Annotated in this window: 18 protein-coding genes and 2 tRNA genes; 11 read left to right on the top strand and 9 right to left on the bottom strand. The window is 43.8% G+C overall.

Translation table 11 applies throughout. The annotated features are described in order from the left end of the window. Window positions 1-396 precede the first annotated feature (396 nt). Together MSG34_RS10155 and MSG34_RS10150 are read left to right on the top strand one after the other, a co-directional pair. On the top strand, window positions 397-1,284 hold the full coding sequence (locus MSG34_RS10155) for a TraB/GumN family protein (protein ID WP_248337276.1): 888 nt from the start codon (window positions 397-399) through the stop codon (window positions 1,282-1,284). A gap of 121 nt (window positions 1,285-1,405) precedes the next feature. Then, window positions 1,406-1,828, top strand: coding sequence for a hypothetical protein (locus tag MSG34_RS10150; RefSeq protein WP_048615705.1), 423 nt, complete (start codon window positions 1,406-1,408; stop codon window positions 1,826-1,828). 440 nt (window positions 1,829-2,268) lie between these two features. Here MSG34_RS10150 and MSG34_RS10145 read toward each other — a convergent pair. Beyond that, window positions 2,269-2,345: transfer RNA gene (locus tag MSG34_RS10145), tRNA-Pro, on the bottom strand. 255 nt (window positions 2,346-2,600) lie between these two features. Here MSG34_RS10145 and MSG34_RS10140 point away from each other — a divergent pair. From MSG34_RS10140 to rluF, 3 genes are all read left to right on the top strand, one after another. Then, window positions 2,601-2,741: a DUF3149 domain-containing protein gene (locus MSG34_RS10140; RefSeq protein WP_017062321.1), complete on the top strand. Its 141-nt coding sequence runs from the start codon at window positions 2,601-2,603 to the stop codon at window positions 2,739-2,741. A 170-nt stretch (window positions 2,742-2,911) separates the two neighbouring features. Then, window positions 2,912-3,493 carry a DNA endonuclease SmrA gene (gene smrA, locus MSG34_RS10135; protein ID WP_017062320.1) on the top strand — a complete coding sequence of 194 codons (582 nt, stop codon included), beginning with the start codon at window positions 2,912-2,914 and terminating at the stop codon, window positions 3,491-3,493. A gap of 176 nt (window positions 3,494-3,669) precedes the next feature. Then, window positions 3,670-4,803, top strand: a complete 1,134-nt coding sequence (rluF, locus tag MSG34_RS10130; protein WP_248337274.1) for a 23S rRNA pseudouridine(2604) synthase RluF — start codon at window positions 3,670-3,672, stop codon at window positions 4,801-4,803. Between the two features lie 106 nt (window positions 4,804-4,909). Here rluF and ybaK read toward each other — a convergent pair whose 3' ends face one another. The 8 genes from ybaK to hemA form a co-directional block, all read right to left on the bottom strand. Beyond that, window positions 4,910-5,383, bottom strand: coding sequence for a Cys-tRNA(Pro) deacylase (ybaK, locus tag MSG34_RS10125; RefSeq protein ID WP_086774113.1), 474 nt, complete (start codon window positions 5,381-5,383; stop codon window positions 4,910-4,912). 118 nt (window positions 5,384-5,501) lie between these two features. Continuing rightward, a complete protein-coding gene (ushA, locus tag MSG34_RS10120) occupies window positions 5,502-7,163 on the bottom strand; it encodes a bifunctional UDP-sugar hydrolase/5'-nucleotidase UshA (RefSeq protein ID WP_248337272.1) in 1,662 nt (553 codons plus the stop codon). A gap of 458 nt (window positions 7,164-7,621) precedes the next feature. Further along, window positions 7,622-8,476, bottom strand: a complete 855-nt coding sequence (gene kdsA, locus MSG34_RS10115) for a 3-deoxy-8-phosphooctulonate synthase (RefSeq protein ID WP_017069619.1) — start codon at window positions 8,474-8,476, stop codon at window positions 7,622-7,624. Between the two features lie 22 nt (window positions 8,477-8,498). Continuing rightward, the gene (locus MSG34_RS10110; protein WP_048615697.1) at window positions 8,499-9,308 is read right to left on the bottom strand and encodes a SirB1 family protein; all 810 of its coding nucleotides are present in this window, start codon (window positions 9,306-9,308) and stop codon (window positions 8,499-8,501) included. Window positions 9,309-9,335: 27 nt separating this feature from the next. Beyond that, window positions 9,336-9,719: a SirB2 family protein gene (locus tag MSG34_RS10105; protein ID WP_009848726.1), complete on the bottom strand. Its 384-nt coding sequence runs from the start codon at window positions 9,717-9,719 to the stop codon at window positions 9,336-9,338. 173 nt (window positions 9,720-9,892) lie between these two features. Beyond that, window positions 9,893-10,753, bottom strand: a complete 861-nt coding sequence (prmC, locus tag MSG34_RS10100) for a peptide chain release factor N(5)-glutamine methyltransferase (protein WP_065675631.1) — start codon at window positions 10,751-10,753, stop codon at window positions 9,893-9,895. 5 nt (window positions 10,754-10,758) lie between these two features. Continuing rightward, a complete protein-coding gene (gene prfA / locus MSG34_RS10095; protein ID WP_019821589.1) occupies window positions 10,759-11,847 on the bottom strand; it encodes a peptide chain release factor 1 in 1,089 nt (362 codons plus the stop codon). 28 nt (window positions 11,848-11,875) lie between these two features. Continuing rightward, window positions 11,876-13,135, bottom strand: coding sequence for a glutamyl-tRNA reductase (gene hemA / locus MSG34_RS10090; RefSeq protein WP_248337270.1), 1,260 nt, complete (start codon window positions 13,133-13,135; stop codon window positions 11,876-11,878). Between the two features lie 160 nt (window positions 13,136-13,295). Between hemA and lolB the strand changes: the two genes are divergently transcribed. From lolB to MSG34_RS10060, 6 genes are all read left to right on the top strand, one after another. Beyond that, a complete protein-coding gene (lolB, locus tag MSG34_RS10085) occupies window positions 13,296-13,943 on the top strand; it encodes a lipoprotein insertase outer membrane protein LolB (RefSeq protein WP_248337268.1) in 648 nt (215 codons plus the stop codon). Continuing rightward, entirely contained in the window at window positions 13,940-14,815 is an 876-nt protein-coding gene (gene ispE / locus MSG34_RS10080; protein WP_050620629.1) for a 4-(cytidine 5'-diphospho)-2-C-methyl-D-erythritol kinase, read from the top strand. Before lolB ends, ispE begins: the two co-directional genes overlap by 4 nt. Window positions 14,816-14,842: 27 nt before the next feature. Next, window positions 14,843-15,787: a ribose-phosphate pyrophosphokinase gene (locus tag MSG34_RS10075; RefSeq protein WP_004739814.1), complete on the top strand. Its 945-nt coding sequence runs from the start codon at window positions 14,843-14,845 to the stop codon at window positions 15,785-15,787. A gap of 208 nt (window positions 15,788-15,995) precedes the next feature. After that, window positions 15,996-16,586: an aminoacyl-tRNA hydrolase gene (gene pth, locus MSG34_RS10070; RefSeq protein ID WP_004739815.1), complete on the top strand. Its 591-nt coding sequence runs from the start codon at window positions 15,996-15,998 to the stop codon at window positions 16,584-16,586. A 10-nt stretch (window positions 16,587-16,596) separates the two neighbouring features. Further along, the gene (gene ychF, locus MSG34_RS10065; protein ID WP_010439159.1) at window positions 16,597-17,688 is read left to right on the top strand and encodes a redox-regulated ATPase YchF; all 1,092 of its coding nucleotides are present in this window, start codon (window positions 16,597-16,599) and stop codon (window positions 17,686-17,688) included. A 280-nt stretch (window positions 17,689-17,968) separates the two neighbouring features. Then, window positions 17,969-18,045 (top strand) — tRNA-Met (locus tag MSG34_RS10060). The last annotated feature ends 144 nt before the right edge of the window (window positions 18,046-18,189 follow it).

Raw genomic sequence — 18,189 nt, 5'->3', positions numbered from 1 at the left:
CCATAAATTTAAAAATTGAGTAAGAAGCAAATTGGAGCGCTTCGAAAGTTAGCTAAACTATATGGGCTTATTTTTTACCGTGAATTAAATCAAGCGAATAAAGTGATCAGCTTCAAATCTCAAAAACAACGATAAAATTAATTATATAAAAATCATCAAGTTAGAATTAACGGCACTTCCGTCAGTTTTATTTTGACGTAAAAATTGAGAATTGAATCACAATCTTTTTAAAGGATTTCATAAAATCGTGTCGTTGATACAGAGAAAGGTTTAAGAGTGTGTTCGGGTTGTTATACTTTTCGTACAAACAACGTGACATCGTTCTCAAAAAAAACCGTTAAAAAACACCGTCAAAATCGATTTTAACGAGTTTAATACTTCCTTAAGGAGCTCCCTTTGCGTCCACTCTGGTACATGGTTTTATTCGTTCTCGCTTTTTCAGCTAGGCAAGCGGTCGCAGAGCCCCTTTATTGGCAAACAAAAAAGGATGATCTGACACTCACTATCTTAGGTTCTGTGCACGTTGGGGACGAGAGTATGTACCCACTTCCTTCGGCGATCACCGACGCGCTAAAAAACAGTGATGGGTTAGTTATCGAAACGGATATCAGAAAGTCTGATGGCGTTGTATATCCCCACAACAAACTCACAACTGCCGATGTACTCAATGAAGAACAGCTGCAATTATTAACCGACATCTCAAAATCATTGGACATGCCGACGCAACAACTGCTTAGCTCACCGCCTTGGGCGACTTCTCTTTCGATACAGATGCAGCAGCTAAAAAACCTTGGTTATGGCTCCGCCGGCGGCGTTGATGCGATGCTAGCTTACAAAGCGACTATCCAAGATGTTCCGGTTATCAGTTTAGAGCCACTACAATTCCAAATAGACCTGATGACAAAACAAAAGGATGACGGTAAGGAATGGTTAGTCAGTAGCCTAGAAGAATTTGACCAAACTGATCGTGTGGTTCATTGCCTGATTGAAAGCTGGAAAGCGGGCGATTTAGCGAAGCTGGAAGCCTTCGCAGAGCTATCAGAGATGTCTCCTGAACTTGAGAAAGCATTCTTAACCGATCGCAACATAGACTGGGCAAACAAGCTATCCGCCAATAATTGGAAACTTAAGTCTAAAGGGAACTACTTGATAGTAGTTGGCACCTTGCACCTAATTGGAGAAGGTAACCTTATACAGTTATTAAAAAAGAAAGGCTTCAGTGTCATCCAGCAATCACAAAGCCAACCAGCCCAATGTCAATTTGAGGCTAGCCCAAAAGGCTAACAATACTCACCTCATTTTGTTTTCGTTATAAAAGCATTTCCTTAATAACAGAATCTTTACATTTAATAGCACCATTGCAGTGCTATTATCTTTCGCTCTTTTTACCTATGGCGTTGTTCTAATGAAACCAGTACTTTTTGCTTTCCCTTTAGCCCTCACGATGCTGATGCCCTCAATAGCCTCAGCCAAAGAAACATGCACCATCGAACAGTTTCAGGCGATAGACATACAACCGGATACCAAAGGCGGTGTATTAGATAAAGAAAGCGGGCAGTTTTTGATTACTGAGAAACCACCGATGCGCTGCGCCAATATTACGTTCACAACATCGACAACACGAAACCGTATCGCAAGCCAAATGAACAGCAATTTTGAAGCTAACTTTTACGACAACCAAACGGGAAGCTCTCACTCGGTGACGTTTGATGAAGATGAAGTAAAGGCAGGTTACATTCGAATAGGCCCTAACAAGCCAGCGGAAGCGTATGTTTGTTTTGTTACCTCGGAAACACCAATAAAAGATATTACGTGCGATGTTAAGTAAATAATTTTGGGACGGGCTTATTGGGTCAATCCTTGTCTCTAAACAAGGTGTTTAGAACAACAATAGATTTTCTACTCACTCATTCGCCACTCTAGTGAGTGACACATATACCAGAACGCAAAAAAAACGTAGCCCCTTCTATTACAAAGAGTACTACGGCTTTCTTTAATATGGCCGGTGAAGAGCTTATTTTGAACATCAGGCGAACCCCACCTAGGTTCTAATCCCATTTCCCATGCCCTGAAACGACGAAAGCCTGCTCAATGAGCAGGCTTTCTTAATGTGGTCGGTGAAGCAGGGATTCGACGCGGCTGGGCTTCCATCGGACTGGCGCACCAGCCCCCACCCTCTGGTTCCAATCCAAATCGAAACAAAAGGGTTAAAATGCAAAAAAGCCGTAGCCCCTTCTATTACAGAGAGTGCTACGGCTTTCTTTAATATGGTCGGTGAAGAGGGATTCGAACCCCCGACCCTCTGGTCCCAAACCAGATGCGCTACCAAGCTGCGCTATTCACCGAGATATCTAACTGACTGATTGCCTGTCGATGGAGCGTATAATACGGATTCTAAATTTATCCGCAAGCGCTTTTTCTCATATTTATTGTGAATTCGAATCGTTCGAACAAAAGACATACAACAACAGGCTTGATGTGACGAAAAACACACAGTTACCAACAAGTATTTAACTTATGAAACAGGATTGATCCAGATCAGTGAATTGATAACACCAGTTAATACACTAACCCGTGTCATATAACTTTGAGGTATACACATGGACTTTTGGCTAGATCTCCTATTTGGTAATGCGGTGGGACTATCTTCAATGATAGTAATCTTCGGGGCTCTGGGTCTCATGATGTTTTATGGAGGCTTCTTCATCTACAAAGTTATGACTGAAAAATCTCCTCACTAGAATCGCTCAGCCTAAATCATTTACTTTTAAGTATTCTTTTACTTTATAAGTAAGTGTCAAAACGCTTTGCACCGGAGCAGACTTATTGTCTTCTCCGGTTTTTTCATTTTTAAACCCAGCCTCAACTTAGGTATACTTACCCTATCCTTCCCCAACTTGAGATACACACTATGTCTCATGATGACGACTTAGATCTATTCCAAGAAATGATGGGCGATGTTAAACGTATCGACCATGACACCGCTGAACACCAGAAAGTACACCGAGTCACCGAATCTCACCTTGCTAAGCGTGAAGCCGCTATGTGGCTGTCTGACGACGAGAAAGACTACTTATCGTTAGATTACTCGCCAATGATCAAGCCAGACGATGTCGTTGCTTATAAAAAAGACGGTGTACAAGAAGGCGTATACAAAAAGCTGCGCCTAGGCAAATACCCTATTCAAGCCAAGCTCGACCTTCATAGGAAAACACTGAAAGACGCACGTAACGAAGTGCTTTCATTTTTGCGTCAGTGTTTAAGAATGGATGTTCGTACTGTCATCATTGTTCACGGTAAGGGTGAGCGTTCGAATCCACCAGCAATGATGAAAAGTTACGTGGCAAATTGGCTCACGCAAATCAACGACGTTCAATGTGTTCATTCTGCACAGCAATTTCATGGTGGTACTGGCGCAGTCTACGTAATGCTCAGAAAGAGTAATGAGAAAAAGCTAGAGAACAGAGAGCGCCATCAAAAACGCACCAGTTAATAAGTTGAGATAGATAAATGGACTAGTAACGATTTTGCATCAAGATCGATATTTCGTGCCTAGACTCACGCCAAGTGCTAAAATTGCCTCAGTTAACGAATTCCAACTCAAAGCAACTATCCAAAGGTTGCTTTTTGTTTATCTATATTTCCGTTGTGAAACGCTAAGAGAATATCATGTCACAAGAATCCCAAGCTAAACGCCTTAATAAATACATCAGTGAAACTGGTTTTTGCTCACGCCGCGAAGCCGATAAGCTCATTGATGCAGGCCGAGTTACTATTAACGGTAAGATCCCTGAAATGGGTACTAAAGTCTTGCCAGGTGATGATGTTGAGATCGACAATAAGCCTGTTCGCTCAAAAGAGAAGCCTATTTACATTGCTCTTAATAAACCAACAGGTATCACCTGTACGACTGAGCGTGATATTCCTGGCAACATCGTCGACTTTATCGGCCACCACAAACGTATTTTCCCGATTGGTCGTCTAGATAAGCCTTCTGATGGCCTTATCTTCTTAACCAATGACGGCGACATCGTAAACAAGATCCTACGTGCAGGTAACAACCACGAGAAAGAATACGTGGTGCGTGTAGATAAGCCGATTACGACGGAATTCTTGAAGCAAATGGGCGCTGGCGTTCACATTCTCGATACAGTCACTTTGCCATGTAAAGTAGAGAAAGAGACCAAATTCTCATTCCGAATTACGCTAACACAAGGCCTTAACCGCCAAATTCGCCGTATGTGTGAAGCGCTCGGTTATGAAGTTTTTAAACTGCGTCGTGTTCGTATTATGAATATCTCACTAGACGGTATTCCTAACGGCAAATGGCGCTACCTGAGCGACGAAGAGATCACTGAAATTTTAGCGATGTGTGAAGGCTCAGTAAGTACGGAAGATGCGTCAAAAATGAACGCGAAAGGTCAACGCATTCGTAAAGCGACTGACGCGAAACTTTTTGATAGCCGTGAAGAGAACCAAGCTTCAACAGCGCGCCGTAATCAAAACGAGAACCGTACTCGCACTTACCGCGGTAACAATGCGGATGAATTCCGTCATGCTCCTAACTCAAAGCGTGGCCGCAATTCATCGAACAGTGAAAGCGGTGGTAATACCGAGAACTGGAAATCGAACTCTCGTTCAGAGCGTTCTAATTCAGATAGAAACCGTTCGGATCGCAATCGCACAGATCGCGATAATACCGATCGTAGAAGTGGTAAACCGGCAAATCGCAGCCAAGATTCAAACAGACCGAACAAACCTGCACCAAAGCGTGTTGGTGGTACTTTAGGTCTGAAGAAGTAGTCAGAGTCAATAAGACGAGACACTCGATATAAAAACGCCCGCTAGATTAGTCTAGAGGGCGTTTTTGTTGGTCATTCGATAGTTTTATCGTCATGACGACGACAATCTATAAACATAGATCGGCAAACTGGCCGCGAGTCAGCAGTGTTAAGTCTTTTGGGTCTAATTCAATCTCTAGCCCACGCTTACCTGCACTCACACATATCGTTTCAAAATCTGTCGCAGTAGAATGAACGAAGGTAGGCAGTGCTTTCTTCTGTCCAAGCGGACTAATTCCCCCCACGACATAACCCGTGGTTTTCTGAGCAATCTCAGGATCAGCCATCTCTGCTTTTTTGCCTTTCGCCGCTTTTGCTGCCAGTTTTAGGTTTAGCTTCTGGTCGACAGGAATAACGGCAACAGCCAAATCTTTCGCCACACCATTCAAGCAGAACAACAGCGTTTTGAATACACGTTTGGGATCTTGACCAAGCGCTTCAACGGCTTCTAAACCATAGTTCGTATTATTCGCATCATGATGATACTGATGCACGCTATGAGCGATTTTCTTTTTCTTGGCGAGATTGATTGCAGGGGTCATAACAAATCCAAACGATAGATAAACAAAAAGCGACGCCGAAGCGTCGCTTTAGTTAAATTTATCATGGTGCTAGAGTCAATCTAATTTAGCACCTATTGATACAATTGCTTGGATTCAATTACTTGTAAACCATTTGATCTGAAGGCGCGTACTTGTTCACGTCAACCGGGCTGTTTGCTTCTAGGTACTCTTTCAATACTTCAGCATCAACAAAACCAGTATTTACGTAACCTGGGTGGTCAGATAGTTTAGGGTAACCGTCACCACCAGCAGCGTTAAAGCTTGGTACTGTGAAACGGTATGTTTCGTCTAGACGAAGCTGTTTGCCACCGATGAATACATTCGATACTTCACCGTTTGCTACTGTCATTGAGATACCAGCAAACTGAGCGTAAGCACCAGAATCGATTGGTTTAGTCGCCACTACATTTAGGTAATCTAGAACTTCTTTACCCGTCATGTCTGTGTAAGTCAGGATGTTTGCAAAAGGTTGTACTGTTAGTACGTCTTTGTAAGTAACATTACCAGCTTCAATTGAGTCACGAACGCCACCAGAGTTCATCACAGCGAAGTCTGCTTTTGCACGCTCCATGTGAGAAGTCGCAATTAAGCGACCTAGGTTGGTCTGTTGGAAGCGAACGACGTTACGATCGCCTTCAAGCTTGCCATTTGTCTCTGCGATTTGAACTTCTAGCTGTGCTTGACCTTGCTCTTGGAAAGGACGTAGGAATTCAAGTAGCTCTGGGTCTTGTGCGATTTCATCTTGAATAAGAACACGTTGCTTCTTACCGTCAATCTTAACTTTCTTCTTAAGGTTAACTGGAATCAGATCGTAGCTCACCATCTCTAGCTCGCCATTACGGAATTCGTAGTCAGCACGACCTACGTACTTGCCCCACTCATGAGCTTGAACGATGTAGGTACCGTTCTGTACGTCAGGCTTACACTCATCACCCGGCTTGAAGTTTTTCTTCGCAACGTTAGGGCCTTCCATACATACAGGCTCTTGAGAGTGACCACCAACGATCATGTCTAGATCGCCTTCATTTAGGTAACGAGCAAGTGCGACATCACCCGGTGCGTTAACACCACGTTGGCCATTTTCGTAGTGACCCATATGAGTCACAGCAAAAATTAGATCCGGTTTTTCTGTTTCTTTAAGTTCAGCGATTAGCTTCTTCGCTTCTTCTTTAGGATCACGGAAGTCGATGCCTGCGATAAATTCAGGGTTACCAATCTTTTGGGTATCTTCCGTTGTTAAACCAATAACCGCAATCTTGATGCCTTGCTTTTCGAACATCTCGTAAGCTTGGAACTTACGTTCGCCTGTCGCTTTATCGTAGATGTTCGCAGATAGCATCGGGAAATTAGCCCAATCGATCTGCTTTTCTAGTACGTCTAAAGAGTTATCAAACTCGTGGTTACCCAATGCCATTGCATCGTAACCAATTTTGTTCATACCTTTAAAATCAGGTTCTGCGTCCTGAAGGTCTGACTCTGGAACACCCGTGTTGATGTCACCGCCAGATAGAAGCAACACGCTACCGCCTTCTGCTTCAACTTCTGAACGAAGTTGGTCAACTAGCGTTTTACGTGCAGACATGCCGTATTCGCCGTATTTATTCTGCCAGAAACGACCATGGTTATCGTTTGTGTGAAGAATCGTTAGCTTGTAAGTTTCGTCTTGGTTCCAATCATGAGCTGATTGAGACGCACACCCAGCTAGAGTAGCTAGAATTGCAGCACTTAGTGCTGTCTTTAGAATAAGGCGTTGCTTCATTGTCATACCTTTGAACTTTTTAGGGAAATCCACTGCTTTTTTATCACTCAAACTCAACAAATGTCCGCTAAGGAAACATCGTTATAAGTTAGTAAAACATGAAGTAGTTTAAATTAAGACGGTAAACCTAACAGAGTGATTTCATATTTATGTAGGATAGATCACCTTAATCTCCTATCGAGTGTGTAACAAAGCGGCAAAGTTGCATTTGAGCAAATAAGTGATCACAGGCAAACGTTTTCATAATTTTTTAGATTATTTGTGATTGGCTCAATTCAACATCCCCGAAAAGTGACCTTCGTTAAATTTATTCTATTTATCAAAGCTTTAATTGATACGTTATAACATAGCAATTGGTAGGCTAACTGGTTTGAAAGTATCAACTAAACCGCAACTCGCTGACCGATAGGTACAAAAAAGCCGGCGTTTGCGCCGGCTGTTAATTATATGCAGTTCAATTATTTAATATCGATGTGCTCAAAGCCTTTGATAAGGTCATCAAGTGCTTTCATCTGCTTCAAGAACGGCTCTAGTTTGTCTAGAGGTAGCGCAGATGGGCCATCACAACGAGCTTGGTCTGGGTTCGGGTGAGCTTCAATGAACAGACCCGCAATACCTGTCGCCAGGCCAGCTTTAGCAAGTTCAACCGTTTGCTCACGGCGACCGCCAGATGCTGCACCTGATGGGTCACGCATTTGTAGAGAGTGCGTCACGTCAAAGATAATTGGACTACCGTTTGAAGACTTCTTCATTACGCCAAAGCCAAGCATATCAACTACTAGGTTATCGTAACCCATGCAAGCGCCACGCTCACAAAGGATGATGTTGTCGTTACCGCACTCAGCGAACTTATCAACGATGTTGCCAACTTGGTTCGGGCTCATGAACTGAGGCTTCTTCACGTTGATTACTGCGCCAGTCTTAGCCATTGCTTCAACAAGATCTGTTTGACGAGCTAGGAATGCAGGTAGTTGGATTACATCAACCACATCCGCAACAGGCTGAGCTTGAGCTTCTGTGTGGATATCAGTAATGATCTTCACGCCGAAAGTGTCTTTCAGCTCTTGGAAGATTTTAAGACCTTCTTCCATACCTGGACCACGGTATGAATGAACTGAGCTGCGGTTCGCTTTATCAAAAGACGCCTTAAATACGTAAGGGATGCCCAGCTTCTCGGTTACTTTTACATAGTGCTCACAGATCTGCATAGCAAGATCGCGAGATTCAAGAACGTTCATGCCTGCAAATAGCGTAAATGGCTTGTCGTTAGCAATTGGCATATCGCCAATGTGAACTGTTTTCTGTTCCATCATATTCTCTCTAAATAATTATTAATTAGTGAACAACCACTGTCTTTTCGTTCATGACGTTCACTTGAGATTTCAGTAACTCAGATGCAGGGTCATCTGGGCATTGGTCGATAAAATATTGATAATCGGTTGCGGCTACTTGGTGACAGTCTAGCTGCTGATAGATAAAACCACGGTCACGGATTTCATATGGGTCATCAGGTACAAACGTCAAAGCAAGGTCAGTACACTTCAATGCAAGTGTATAACGCTCTTCTCGCAGCAGTGCACTCTTGAGCAGGGCTAACCACTTACCAATAATTGTTGGGTGGTCGGCGACTTCTAGGTGCTCAGGTTTCACCTTAGCTAATGGGCCATCATGTCCAATTAACCATGCTCGCAACGTTTGTTCGCCAACGTACTCACCGTTATAAGGATTAATATAGGCTGCAGCTTGCCCGTACCAGCTTACTTTAAGTAAGAATTGAGTCGGAAAAGAGACGCCCTCTACAGGAAAGCCTAGCTTGCGACTTAGAAAAAGAAAGATCGCCCCCAGACTCACTGGAATGCCTTTCTTTCTCTCAAGCACTTTATCGATGAACGCGTTTTCCGAAGAAAAATACGCATCTTTATCGCCAGCAAAGCCCCATTCATAAAAGAATAGTCGAATAAAAGATTCAAACTTCTGCTGTTCATCGATTTCATTAACCAAAGCAAACTCGGCGTCTTTTAACAATCTCGCCAGCTCTTGCTCTGCCCAACTGTCTTGAGTTTCTGGGTTAATCGCTTTATTTAAGATCAATGCACCTTCAGCTAACTCTAGCTGGTCAAAGTCTTCATCAAAAAATTCGTACATAGATAGTTAACCGAAATAAGGAGATAATTAACCGAAAAATGTTGGTGTCTTGGTCATTGCGATTTTACCTGCCATCGCTAACCAGCCAAGCGCACCAAAGAAAGAGAATACTCTCAGTAGCTTGTTTTTACCTAGCTTAAGCGCAAAGAAACCTAATGCGATGTAAGCCATAACACAAGTTAGTTTTTCGGTTAACCATGGTGCTGCTGGTGTAAATGGAATAAAACCAGTGATGAAAATCAAGCCAATACCCGATAGCAATAGCAACGAGTCATTGATATGAGGGAAACGCTGCAAGAAAGGGTGCTTAAGCTTAGGTGAGTTAGCCATCATAAGAGCGAAACGAATCGAAAGAAGTAGCGCGCTTATCGCAATCGTTAATAGGTGAAAATGTTTTAGACCTTCGTACATGGTATTCCTTTATATTTTTATATGTGCTTTCGTTAACACGAGCCTCACAATACCCGTTAATGCCCTGTATTTCTTCGTTAAATGCATTACCGAGTTAAATGTATTGTCGAGTTAAAGGTATCAATTTAGCAAGTTCATCATCCATTGCTCACAAGACGATTAACAATCACTAACTATGAACAGTAACGACCCAATGTCACTCGGTCATTACCACCGTAATCTTTCTCTGTGACAACATCGAGATAACCGAGCGCCTGCATAATCTCACGAACTGCCAAACCTTGGTCATAGCCGTGTTCAAATGCTAACCAACCTTCATTTTCCAAAAAGCCGCGAGCGTTTTCAGAAATGTATCGGATATCTGCAAGCCCTTTCTCTTCAGCAACCAGTGCTGTGATCGGCTCAAAACGCACATCGCCTTGAGACAAATGAGGATCATTCTTCTCAATGTATGGCGGGTTAGAAACAATCAGAGAGAACTTCACAGTTTCTTCAGAGCTCAAAGGCTCAAACCAACTACCGTGCAAAAAAGTCGCATTGGTGATATTGAGACGTTGTGCATTCTCTGTAGCAAGCTGCTGTGCTTCAGGGCGAAGATCAATACCCGTTACCTGTCGATTCGGCATCTCAGACGCCAGTGCTAACGCGATAGCACCTGTACCTGTCCCTAAATCTAGAATCGCGCCTTGCTTGCCATAGGTTTTATCTAAAGCTACCTCAACCAAACGCTCAGTATCTGGGCGTGGGATTAATGTAGAAGGGGAAACTTTTAACGGCAGTGACCAAAACTCACGCTCACCAATTATGTAAGCCACAGGCTCACCGGTTAAGCGACGTTTTAGAAGGGCATTGAATTCAGACTCTTGCTCTGAGGTGAGATGCTTCTCAGGCCAAGTCAGTAGGTAAGATCTTGGTTTATCTAAGGCGTGACAAAGCAGTACCGCGGCATCAATAGAGGGTGATGTGTTATCACCCTCTTGAAGCTTTACGATTGCTGCTTTTAAAGCACTTTCAACCGTATATGCTGACTGCATACTGGTTAGTTGTTCTCTGCAAGTGCAGCAAGCTGATCGGCTTGGTGCTCTTGAAGTACAGGATCAAGCAAGCTTTGCATGTCACCTTCAAGTACTTCGTTAAGACGGTAGATAGTAAGGTTGATACGGTGATCCGAAACACGACCTTGTGGGTAGTTGTACGTACGAATACGGTCACTACGATCACCCGAACCTAGTAGGTTACGACGTGTATCAGAAACCGCTGCCGCGCGGCGCTCTTCTTCTGCTTGAACAATACGAGCAGCAAGAACAGCCATCGCTTTCGCTTTGTTTTTATGCTGAGAACGCTCGTCCTGACACTCGACTACTGTACCCGTTGGTAAGTGAGTAATACGGATTGCTGAATCCGTGGTGTTAACGTGCTGACCACCCGCGCCTGATGCACGGAAAGTATCAATTTTAAGGTCGCCCGCTTTGATTTCTGGAAGATCCGCTTCTGGGATTTCCGGCATAACCGCAACCGTACATGCTGACGTGTGAACACGGCCTTGAGATTCGGTTTCAGGTACACGTTGTACACGGTGACCGCCTGACTCAAACTTCATGGTGCCGTAAACAGCGTCGCCACTAACCTTAGCGATCATCTCTTTGTAGCCGCCTTGTTCAGAAGCATTGCTGCTCATGATTTCAACGCGCCAACCTTTCTTCTCAGCAAACTTAGAGTACATACGGAACAGGTTGCCCGCGAAGATACCCGCTTCATCACCACCCGCGCCTGCACGGATTTCAAGGAAACAGTTACGCTCATCGTTTGGATCTTTTGGAATCAGAAGAATCTGTAGCTCATCAGTCAAACGCTCAATCGCCGCTTTTGCGTCTTTGATTTCGTCTTGAGCCATTTCACGCATTTCAGCGTCATCTTCGTTTGCCATCTCTTCAGCAGCTTCTAGATCTTCTTGAGCTTGCTGGTATGACTGGAAGCAAGCCGTCACTTCTTCTAGTTGAGAGTACTCTTTAGAAAGTGCACGGAATTTGTCTTGATTCCCGATTACATCTGGATCACCAAGTAGATGTTGAACTTCTTCATAGCGTTCAACAAGTGTTTCAAGCTTTACTAGAATCGAGGCTTTCATAATGTCTTATTCTGTTGGAGGTCTAATATTATTGAGGGTTTTCTAAGCCCAAACTCTGTCTAATGACCATTAATTTTGCAGGTTCTCCTTGCTCAGCTGCACTTTGAAGTGCGCGCGTTGGAGCATGGATCAATTTGTTTGTGAGCTTGTTACTTAGCTCAAGTAAGACTTTCTCAGGGTCACCGCCAGCGGCAAGTGATTGTAAACTCTTACTTAATAATTCTTCTCGGATTTCGTTGGCCGATTTACGGTAGTCACGAATACTGTCTACAGCTTGCAGTGAACGCATCCAACTCATGAATGCTGCACTTTCTTCGCTAACTATTGCTTCCGCTTGAATCGCTTCCACTTTGCGTTGTTCAATGTTGCCATCAACAATCGACTGCAGATCATCCACTGAATAAAGGTAGGCGTCATTCAATTCACCAACCTGAGATTCCACATCACGCGGAACCGCAATATCAACCAGCAACATAGGTTGATGTTTTCTTGTTTTCAGTGCAGTTTCAACCATGCCTTTACCAATGATAGGTAACGGACTTGCGGTTGAGCTGATCACGATATCCGCTCGATGCAGATGATCAGGGATCTCATTGAGGCTGATCACTTCAGCACCAAACTCTTCAGCCAACCCTAAAGCACGCTCACGAGTTCGGTTAGCCACAATCATCTTGGTACAGCCATTCGCTGAAAGATGCTTAGCCACCAACTCAATGGTTTCACCCGCACCCACCAATAACACAGTTGAATCGGCAATCGACTCAAAGATGTGCTTGGCTAACGTACAAGCTGCGTAAGCAACCGAAACCGCGCTTCCGCCGATCTCAGTTTCAGTTCGAACACGCTTCGCGACAGAGAATGATTTCTGGAACAGCTTTTCCATTGAAGCATCAACAGATTTGTTCTCTCGCGAGTCTGTATAAGCTTGCTTCACCTGACCCAAGATCTGTGGTTCACCCAATACCAAAGAGTCCAAACCACAAGCTACGCGCATTAAATGTTTAATCGCCGCCTGCTCTTCATGGATATAAATGCTCGGTTTTAGCTCTTCAGGGCTCACTTGATGGAAAACTGACAACCAATCGATGAGCTTATTTTTTGCCACGCCTTTGACGTCACAATACAATTCAGTTCGATTACAGGTAGAAAGTATGACACTTCCATTTACGTGTGCATTTGCGTTAAGTTGCTTGAGTGCCTCAGATAATTTATCTGGACCAAAAGCGACTTTTTCTCGCAATTCAACCGACGCTGTATTGTGATTGATACCTACGGCAAGCAAAGACATGTATCAGAAGTTCTCGATCAGGGAATGGAAACAAGGGGCGAATTTTACTTGATGCATGGCTCTATTTAAAGAGCAAGCGGGATTTGTTTTCCTGACTTCGTGAATTCAATGCTATAGTTGAAGCGTTTTTTAGATAAATTTGAACAAGTTGTGAGCAAATATGAGCAAGCTTCTCAAAATCACGTATCTTATTTTTATGGCCATAATTATGGTGGGTTGCTCGTCTATCCCAGAACAACCAACCAGCGTTGAATGGCAAAGTCATCAAGATCGGCTTTTACAGATAGACAACTATCAAGCCTCAGGCAAGCTCGCTTACATTTCTCCAGAGCAACGCCAAAGCCTAAATTTCATTTGGAAGCATTCACCAGATCAAAGTAAATTAAGGCTTACGACTTTTCTCGGTCAAACGGCATTGAACCTAACCATTGACCCATCAGGTGCAAAAGTCGTGACCTATGATGATCAAGTATTTACTCATGCGAGTGCTTCAGTCTTGGTTGAGCAACTGACAGGCTTACAGATCCCTATTGATCATCTACCACAATGGTTTCTTGGCATTCCAGACCAAGCCGATAGCTACCAATTGAACACCACCAATACGCTTGAATCTCTCACCAAACAAGTCAGCAACCAACTATGGACACTGAGTTTTGCTAACTATCGCAATACAGAGGTGCCGAATAAGCAACTATCGGATGAAGACAACACTAAGGTAGAGACAATCCCACTCCCTACTCGATTGTCATTCAAGCAAGACAATAACAAAATCAACATTGTAGTTTCGAAGTGGACACTGAAAAAATGATAACAACGCCAACCCATTGGCCTTCTCCGGCTAAACTGAATTTATTTCTCTATATCACTGGTCGACGTGACAATGGCTATCACGAACTTCAAACTTTATTTCAGTTTGTCGATTTTGGTGATGAACTGACGGTTACCGCAAACTCAGAAACTAACTCGATAACAATCACACCAGAAATTCCTGGGGTAGCACTTGAAGACAACCTGATCTGGAAAGCCGCTACTGCGCTACAGCAATATACCTCAACCTCTTTCGGTGCCGATATTGAACTCAAGAAAGTACTGCCTATGGGTGGCGGTATTGGCGGAGGCTCTTCAAATGCAGCAACCGTATTAGTCGCTCTGAATTATTTATGGCAACTCAACCTCTCCGATGATCAACTCGCCGAGATCGGTTTGAAGCTTGGTGCTGACGTTCCTGTCTTCGTTCGAGGCCACGCCGCCTTTGCTGAAGGGGTTGGAGAACAGCTACAGCCCGCTAATCCGGATGAAAAATGGTATCTTGTGGTTAAGCCTCAAGTAAGCATAGCAACTGTAGACATATTCACACATTCAGAATTAACTCGAAACACGCCAAAGCGAGCGCTATCAACGCTTCTAGAGCAAGAATACGTAAACGATTGCGAAAAAATTGTGCGAATGCTGTACCCAGAGGTTGATAAGCAACTTTCATGGCTGCTACAATACGCGCCGTCGAGATTGACTGGCACAGGTTCGTGCGTTTTTGCTGAATTTAACAGCAAAAAAGAAGCCGAATTGGTGCGAGAACAACTGCCTGACACAGTTTCCGCTTTCGTAGCGAAAGGAAGAAATATTTCTCCTTTAAAAGAAACTCTGGCTGAATACCAATCAGCCCACCCACAATCTATTTAAAACTGGACGCAACCCGAGGTTTCCACCGTGCCTGATATGAAGCTATTTGCTGGTAACGCAACACCTGAACTAGCCCAACGTATTGCTGATCGTCTATACATCTCTCTTGGCGATGCTACTGTAGACCGTTTTTCTGATGGCGAAGTCGCTGTTCAAATCAATGAAAACGTTCGTGGTAGCGATGTATTCCTGATTCAATCAACTTGTGCACCAACCAATGACAACCTTATGGAATTGGTGGTAATGATTGACGCAATGCGCCGTGCTTCTGCTGGCCGTATTACTGCTGTAATCCCTTACTTCGGTTATGCCCGTCAAGATCGTCGTGTACGTTCTGCTCGTGTGCCAATTACTGCAAAAGTTGTTGCAGACTTCCTTTCTAACGTTGGCGTTGACCGCGTTCTTACTATCGACCTACACGCAGAGCAAATCCAAGGCTTCTTCGATGTACCTGTTGATAACATCTTCGGCACTCCAGTTCTTCTAGAAGACATGGCTAACCGTGGCCTAGAAAACCCAGTAGTGGTTTCTCCAGACCTTGGTGGTGTTGTACGTGCTCGTGCAACGGCTAAAGCGCTAGGTGATGTTGACATCGCTATCGTTGATAAGCGTCGTCCACGCGCTAACGTTTCTGAAGTAATGAACCTAATCGGTGATGTTGAAGGCCGTGACTGTGTTATCGTTGATGACATGATCGATACGGGTGGCACACTATGTAAAGCAGCTGAAGCGCTTAAAGAGCGCGGTGCTAAGCGTGTATTCGCTTACGCAACTCACGCTGTTTTCTCTGGTACTGCTGCGAACAACATCAAGAACTCTGTTCTAGACCAAGTTATCGTAACGGATTCTATCTCTCTATCTCCAGAGATGGCTGCGACGGGTAAAGTGACAACACTTAGCCTTTCTCGCATGCTTGCTGAAGCGATTCGTCGTATCAGCAACGAAGAATCAATCTCAGCGATGTTCAACTAATCAAAGCCCAATAGCTTTGCTTTAGGAACACATGAGAGAAAAACATTAAGCACTTCATTCAATGAAGTGCTTTTTTTATGTCTGAGTAATATTGCACTGCTGGTTATCACAAACAGGAATAATCGCGCAGCTATCAGCTAGCTCGCACCTTTTTCATAAACTGTGATATCATACGGCGCTTTTTGAAATCCCAAGAGAGATCCATACCTTGAGCCAACAAATAAAACTTCTCGTTGGACTGGCTAATCCAGGTCCAGAATACGCCAAAACTCGCCACAATGCGGGCGCTTGGGTAGTTGAAGAATTAGCGCGTGTACATAACGTGACACTAAAGAACGAACCAAAGTTCTTTGGCCTAACGGGTCGTATCATGGTTCACGGTGAAGATCTTCGTTTGCTGATCCCAACGACTTTTATGAACTTGTCAGGCAAAGCAGTTGCAGCCTTAGCAAAGTTCTACCAAATTAAACCAGAAGAGATCATGGTCGCTCACGATGAGTTAGATCTGCCTCCTGGTATTGGAAAGTTTAAAAAAGGTGGTGGTCATGGTGGACATAATGGTCTGAAAGACATCATCAGCAAACAGGGTAACAATAAAGAATTCTATCGTCTTAGATTAGGCATTGGCCATCCAGGACACAAAGATAAAGTTGCAGGTTATGTATTAGGCAAAGCTCCTCAAAAAGAGCAAGAGTGTATCGAGGCCGTCGTTGACGAATCGGTTCGCAGCCTAGACATCTTATTAAAAGATGGCCTACCAAAAGCACAAAATCGCTTACATACGTTCAAAGCAGAATAAGGTTTATATCATGGGTTTTAAATGTGGCATCGTTGGTCTACCAAACGTTGGTAAGTCAACTCTGTTTAACGCACTGACTAAAGCAGGCATCGAAGCAGCAAACTTTCCATTTTGTACGATCGAACCAAACACAGGTATCGTTCCGGTTCCAGATCTACGCTTAGATGCATTAGCAAAAATTGTTAATCCACAGAAGATCCTTCCAACGACAATGGAATTCGTAGATATCGCGGGCCTAGTTGCTGGCGCATCTAAAGGTGAAGGTCTTGGTAACAAATTCCTAGCTAACATCCGTGAAACTGACGCTATCGGTCACGTTGTACGCTGCTTTGAAAATGAAAACATTGTTCACGTTGCTGGCAAAGTATCTCCAATCGAAGATATCGAAGTGATCAATCTTGAACTTGCACTGGCTGACTTAGATAGCTGTGAGCGTGCAATTCAACGTAACGCGAAGAAAGCAAAAGGCGGCGACAAAGACGCTAAATTCGAAATCACTGTACTAGAAAAGCTACTTCCAGTTCTAACTGAAGGTGGTATGGCGCGTACTGTTGAACTTGGCAAAGAAGAAGCGGCAGCAATCGGCTACCTAAACTTCCTAACACTTAAGCCAACCATGTACATCGCAAACGTTGCAGAAGATGGTTTTGAAAATAACCCATACCTAGACGCTGTTCGCGAATACGCAGAAAACGAAAACAACGTTGTTGTTGCTGTTTGTGCAGCAATCGAATCTGAGCTTTCTGAGCTTGATGACGAAGATCGCGAAGAGTTCCTTGCGGATATGGGTATCGAAGAACCAGGTCTTAACCGAGTGATCCGCTCTGGTTACGAACTACTGACTCTTCAAACTTACTTCACAGCTGGCGTTAAAGAAGTTCGCGCTTGGACAATCCCTGTAGGTGCAACTGCGCCACAAGCAGCAGGCAAGATCCACACAGACTTCGAGAAAGGTTTCATCCGTGCTGAAGTTGTTGGATTCGATCACTTCATCGAATTTAACGGTGAGAGCGGTGCGAAAGACGCAGGTAAATGGCGCCTTGAAGGTAAAGAATACATCGTTAAAGATGGTGACGTAGTTCACTTCCGCTTCAACGTATAATTCTGATTAAACATCTAGAAAAAAGGCCAGTGAATTCACTGGCCTTTTTGTTTTTCCCCTTTCTAAATTGCCCCTCACCAGAAACTTAACTTCCTATATATATCGCCTTTTAGACCTGTTTTTTGTCGACAAATACGCCTCTTTGCCTAAAAAGAAACCGAACAGATGTTTATTCGCGATTTATTCAAAAAAAAAGTTGACGGGTTTCGCTCAACTACGCATAATGCGCCCCGTTCACAACGAAGCGGCAACGTCTAGAAATGAACGACAATTTGGAAATGGCTACTTAGCTCAGTTGGTTAGAGCACATCACTCATAATGATGGGGTCGCAGGTTCAAATCCCGCAGTAGCCACCATTTCCTAAGCACTCTATTTGTTATTAAACACATGTTTATTAACGACAAGAGTTTTTAGGAAAGTAAAGCGGTCGTGGCGGAATTGGTAGACGCACCAGATTTAGGTTCTGGCGCCGAGAGGTGTGAGAGTTCAAGTCTCTCCGA

The sequence above is a fragment of the Vibrio sp. 1CM2L genome (assembly GCF_023161695.1).
In the GTDB taxonomy this organism is placed as follows: Bacteria; Pseudomonadota; Gammaproteobacteria; order Enterobacterales; family Vibrionaceae; genus Vibrio; species Vibrio coralliirubri.
The sequence above is the reverse complement of the archived record's forward strand: the minus strand, read 5'-3'. Positions and strand labels throughout refer to the sequence as shown.

Bases quoted from the DNA above. Each gene is read 5' to 3' on its own strand.
- MSG34_RS10150 (WP_048615705.1), top strand. From the start codon at position 1,406: ATGAAACCAGTACTTTTTGCTTTCCCTTTAGCCCTCACGATGCTGATG.
- MSG34_RS10140 (WP_017062321.1), top strand. From the start codon at position 2,601: ATGGACTTTTGGCTAGATCTCCTATTTGGTAATGCGGTGGGACTATCT.
- smrA (WP_017062320.1), top strand. From the start codon at position 2,912: ATGTCTCATGATGACGACTTAGATCTATTCCAAGAAATGATGGGCGAT.
- rluF (WP_248337274.1), top strand. From the start codon at position 3,670: ATGTCACAAGAATCCCAAGCTAAACGCCTTAATAAATACATCAGTGAA.
- ybaK (WP_086774113.1), bottom strand. From the start codon at position 5,383: ATGACCCCTGCAATCAATCTCGCCAAGAAAAAGAAAATCGCTCATAGC.
- ushA (WP_248337272.1), bottom strand. From the start codon at position 7,163: ATGAAGCAACGCCTTATTCTAAAGACAGCACTAAGTGCTGCAATTCTA.
- kdsA (WP_017069619.1), bottom strand. From the start codon at position 8,476: ATGATGGAACAGAAAACAGTTCACATTGGCGATATGCCAATTGCTAAC.
- MSG34_RS10110 (WP_048615697.1), bottom strand. From the start codon at position 9,308: ATGTACGAATTTTTTGATGAAGACTTTGACCAGCTAGAGTTAGCTGAA.
- MSG34_RS10105 (WP_009848726.1), bottom strand. From the start codon at position 9,719: ATGTACGAAGGTCTAAAACATTTTCACCTATTAACGATTGCGATAAGC.
- prmC (WP_065675631.1), bottom strand. From the start codon at position 10,753: ATGCAGTCAGCATATACGGTTGAAAGTGCTTTAAAAGCAGCAATCGTA.
- prfA (WP_019821589.1), bottom strand. From the start codon at position 11,847: ATGAAAGCCTCGATTCTAGTAAAGCTTGAAACACTTGTTGAACGCTAT.
- hemA (WP_248337270.1), bottom strand. From the start codon at position 13,135: ATGTCTTTGCTTGCCGTAGGTATCAATCACAATACAGCGTCGGTTGAA.
- lolB (WP_248337268.1), top strand. From the start codon at position 13,296: ATGAGCAAGCTTCTCAAAATCACGTATCTTATTTTTATGGCCATAATT.
- ispE (WP_050620629.1), top strand. From the start codon at position 13,940: ATGATAACAACGCCAACCCATTGGCCTTCTCCGGCTAAACTGAATTTA.
- ychF (WP_010439159.1), top strand. From the start codon at position 16,597: ATGGGTTTTAAATGTGGCATCGTTGGTCTACCAAACGTTGGTAAGTCA.